The 3,576-nt window shown below is 31.0% G+C and carries 4 protein-coding genes; all 4 read right to left on the bottom strand.

The window, feature by feature from the left end; translation table 11 throughout:
* On the bottom strand, positions 1-203 hold a 203-nt coding region (locus BW939_RS15640), incomplete at its 3' end, for a hypothetical protein (RefSeq protein WP_143754012.1).
* A gap of 26 nt (positions 204-229) precedes the next feature.
* Complete coding sequence (gene mobV / locus BW939_RS15635) at positions 230-2,023, bottom strand: MobV family relaxase (protein ID WP_076452934.1); 1,794 nt, start codon at positions 2,021-2,023, stop codon at positions 230-232.
* 152 nt (positions 2,024-2,175) lie between these two features.
* Positions 2,176-2,463 (bottom strand): virulence factor, encoded by a 288-nt coding sequence (locus tag BW939_RS15630; protein WP_076452933.1) that lies wholly within the window; start codon positions 2,461-2,463, stop codon positions 2,176-2,178.
* A 149-nt stretch (positions 2,464-2,612) separates the two neighbouring features.
* Positions 2,613-3,221, bottom strand: coding sequence for a cyclic nucleotide-binding domain-containing protein (locus BW939_RS15625; RefSeq protein ID WP_076452932.1), 609 nt, complete (start codon positions 3,219-3,221; stop codon positions 2,613-2,615).
* Positions 3,222-3,576: the final 355 nt, after the last annotated feature.

The following is a 3,576-nucleotide window of genomic DNA, read 5'->3' as shown; positions in this document are numbered from 1 at the left end:
TTTGTTGCCCACCAAAAATGAGCTTCTTCTTCGCTATCGCATAATTCAGAAACATCAACCCATTCAGATGCTTCACAAATCCATTCATTCGTTGATATTTCAACATCTCTAACCTCACAAAAGCCTAAAATAATTTTATTTTTTAGAATAATTTTTATATTAAATAACGATTCATTAAAATCGCCAATTTTATTTTTGTTCATAATATTTTCGTTTAAAATTGTTTTTTTTACATCCTATAACCCTTATTTTGACCTCTATTTTGTTCTTGAATTAAGCCTTTTTCTTTCATCAAAACTTCGTTAAAATCGTGCGCCCCTCCGCGACCTTCAAAAATCCCATAATATTCTCTCCAGTCTTCCGCTTGAGGAAAATACTCTTGAATCTTTGCAGTAGCTTTATTTCCCTCTGTATCGCCATCTAAACAAAGAATTATTCTGCCTTTAAAATCTTGAAAATGTTCAACGAATTTTCCTGCATTTCCTGCTCCATTGAGGCAGATTAATCTATTCGGTTCTTCTTTTAATCCCTCATCCCTACCCTTCTGAATGAATGAAAGCATATCTGTTAAACCTTCAAAAACAATGATTTTATCAGAATTTGGATTTCCTGCTTCAGAAATATCTGAAGCACCAAGTTTAATTTTTCCTTCCGTACTTCTAACATCCCAACCATTTGTTTTATTTTTCAGAGAAATGCCAAAATAATGGTTGTTCCCAACTTGATAATGTAGTTGTGTAGTGTACTTTTTCAATGTTTCAACATCGATTCCTCGATTAAAATAATAGTCTAAAAGTTTAGGGTTATTTGGTCTAAGAATAGCAGTGAGATTATATTTGTTTTTCTCTAAATCTCCTTTTTCTTCAGATATTTTTTTTGAAATGTGTTCGTAATTTGTACCCGAAAAATTTTGCAAAAAATCAAGTGCATCCTTCCATTTCATTCCTTCAAATTGCATTACAGCCTTAATAATTTGGCCTCCCTGATTGGCTTTAAAATCATAAAACCCTTTGTCGTTTGCTGCTATTTTTTGAGTTGCAGTTTTAAAATAAAATTCTCCTGCAGCTTTTTTCTCAAAATCTATTTTTCCTCTTTCCATCAAATTGAAAAAATAATCTTTTACCGAAACTGATTTACAGAGATGATCTATTTGTTCTGGAGTGATGAAAGTTGATTTTGGTAAATTAGTTTGAGTTCTAAGAGTTGAACTAAGAGCCTTTTCAAGGGTCAAAATTTGCGATTTAAGACCCTCTATCGTTTTTTTGGTAGATTCGTCTGTATTTAAAATTAAAGCCTCTATTTTAGCCAATAAGGCTTCTTTTTTCGATTTAAAATTAAATACATCCGTCTGTTTAAGATTTTCTAAATCGTTTAGAATTTCCTTATTATCGTTCAATTTATAAGATTGCTGTCTTCTGTAATCCGCTGTTGTCTGATGTTCTCTGTCAGATTTAACACCTCTTTCAAGACCGAATTCTTTCATTGATTCCGCATAACAAGTTTGGACTTCTTCTAATTGTTTTCCCGTCTTCATCCAATTCCCTGCGTTTAACCGACCATCTGGAGTAATTGGAACAAAAACACAATGAATGTGCGGTGTTTTCTCGTCCAAATGAACAGCGAAGCGAGTTATATTTTCACGACCGTATTCTCGAATGCAGAATTCTAAATTTTTATCAATCCATTTTTGAAGCTTCAACTTGTCTTTTGCCAATTCGTTCATTTCTTCAGAACTTCCAGAAAGCATTACATTGATAGAATGAACAGCATCTTTACGAATAGCTTTCAGTTCTCCAGCTTTATTTTTATGCTTGTATCCCTGTTCTATTCTTTTGGCAATAGCATCGTTGTAAGGTGAGCGACAAAGTTCATTAACCTGGATAAAAATATTATCATATTTTTTGCTCAAATCAGCATGCCGGTATGAATACTCCATTCCTTCAGTTCTGTCAATGTGGGGACCTAAAGAACCTCCCGAAACTTTACCGTTTTTTTGATAATGTAAGACTGCTTGACCTGCCATATTTCAAATGAATTTAAGTTATTTTTATTTTTTCTTTCAGCATTAAATTTACCCTCGGAGAGCTCACTGTTTTTTTTATTGTAGCAAAGCGGAAAGAAAAAAAACGTAGTGAGCTACACTTAGTTTAAGAATGTACAAAAAAAAGGAATTTTTTAAATTCCTATTGCTGGTTTTAAATCGTTGTTTTCTTCAATTCTCAACATTCTTACATCACGGACACAAGTAGAAAACCAAGGATATAAATTTGCTAATTTTTGAATGGTTAAAACACATCTAACAGCATCTATTTTTTCATTCCCAAAATAAACACTTCCTTGCATCCAATCAAAGTCATTTGCTTCCATAAATTTACGAATATCTCCGTAAGCATTTGGAACATTATTACCATGATAATGTTCACTCAAGCAGTTAGTATCTATATCAAAAGTTATTGCGTACATCTTTATTTAATTTTTGCAAAGTTAGTAATTAATTGAAAGTTATTTATTTCTATGTTTTTTTCAAAAACTTTTTTTAAATGCTGAAAGAAAAAATAAAAAGAGCATTAACCGGATTTATATAACCGCTATTATGAAGGAATGAAAGCTTTTCATTCGATTTGTTGAGTTTCTACTAAATTGTAAGTGTCGAAGATCACACCGTCTCGATTAACCAAATCAACACCTCCGAAAATATTTGACTGTCTAACATAAGGACCTTCTTTTGCAATTATAGCCTTGTGCATTTCCAAATTATCTTTTGAAGATTTACCTTTGAAAACCATTTGAGGGTTCAAAACATCATAATTCAAAAGCACCTCATATTTGCTGGTTCCATATCTTTTTTTAAGGATGATTTTTTCTCTTACAAATTTATTGATTACCCTAGAAATAGTAGTTTCATCTAATCCTAATTGGTCACTAATAAAGTGATTTGCCAATAAAACTTTATTTCCATTATCCATTTTCGCTAAAATAAATAGGAAAATTTTATACTCACGAGCTGTAAAATTTAAAGAAATAACATATTTCAAAAATTCTTGATTCAAAATGCAATAATCTTGGTATAAACCTTTCAAATGGTTTACTTTAAAAATACCTGCAGTTACATTTTCAATTTCATTATTTGGAATTTCAAATTCAACTTTTCGACTTGTTTCAGTAGCAGAAATTCTAGTTGTCGATTGCGATGTAAAATTTCCTTCTTTGTTTTTTTTCATATTGATAAATTTGTCATTCCAAAAGTACACTAATTTTCTTTCAAAATGACAATTTTGTCAAAATTTTTGTCAAATTTGTCAAAAGTTTTGATAACAGTGTCAAAAGTGCTTAACTTAACTATCTGTTTATTAAATACTTAGCACTTACCCCCTATTGTATTATAAATACGCGCGAGAATTAATCTGCATTTATTGTTTTGAAAATTTCATTATTTGGTTGAAAAGAAACCTTTTCACAACTAAAAATTAAATCCGTGAAATTTGTTGCCCACCAAAAATGAGCTTCTTCTTCGCTATCGCATAATTCAGAAACATCAACCCATTCAGATGCTTCACAAATCCATTCATTCGTTGA

It is taken from the genome of Chryseobacterium piscicola (assembly GCF_900156685.1).
Taxonomy (GTDB): Bacteria; Bacteroidota; Bacteroidia; order Flavobacteriales; family Weeksellaceae; genus Chryseobacterium; species Chryseobacterium piscicola.
Note: the sequence above shows the minus strand (reverse complement) of the source record. Positions and strands in the feature narration are given on the sequence as shown.

What these genes read in the sequence shown, in the direction of transcription:
- mobV (WP_076452934.1), bottom strand. Translation starts at nt 2,023, where the DNA reads ATGGCAGGTCAAGCAGTCTTACATTATCAAAAAAACGGTAAAGTTTCG.
- BW939_RS15625 (WP_076452932.1), bottom strand. Translation starts at nt 3,221, where the DNA reads ATGAAAAAAAACAAAGAAGGAAATTTTACATCGCAATCGACAACTAGA.
- BW939_RS15630 (WP_076452933.1), bottom strand. Translation starts at nt 2,463, where the DNA reads ATGTACGCAATAACTTTTGATATAGATACTAACTGCTTGAGTGAACAT.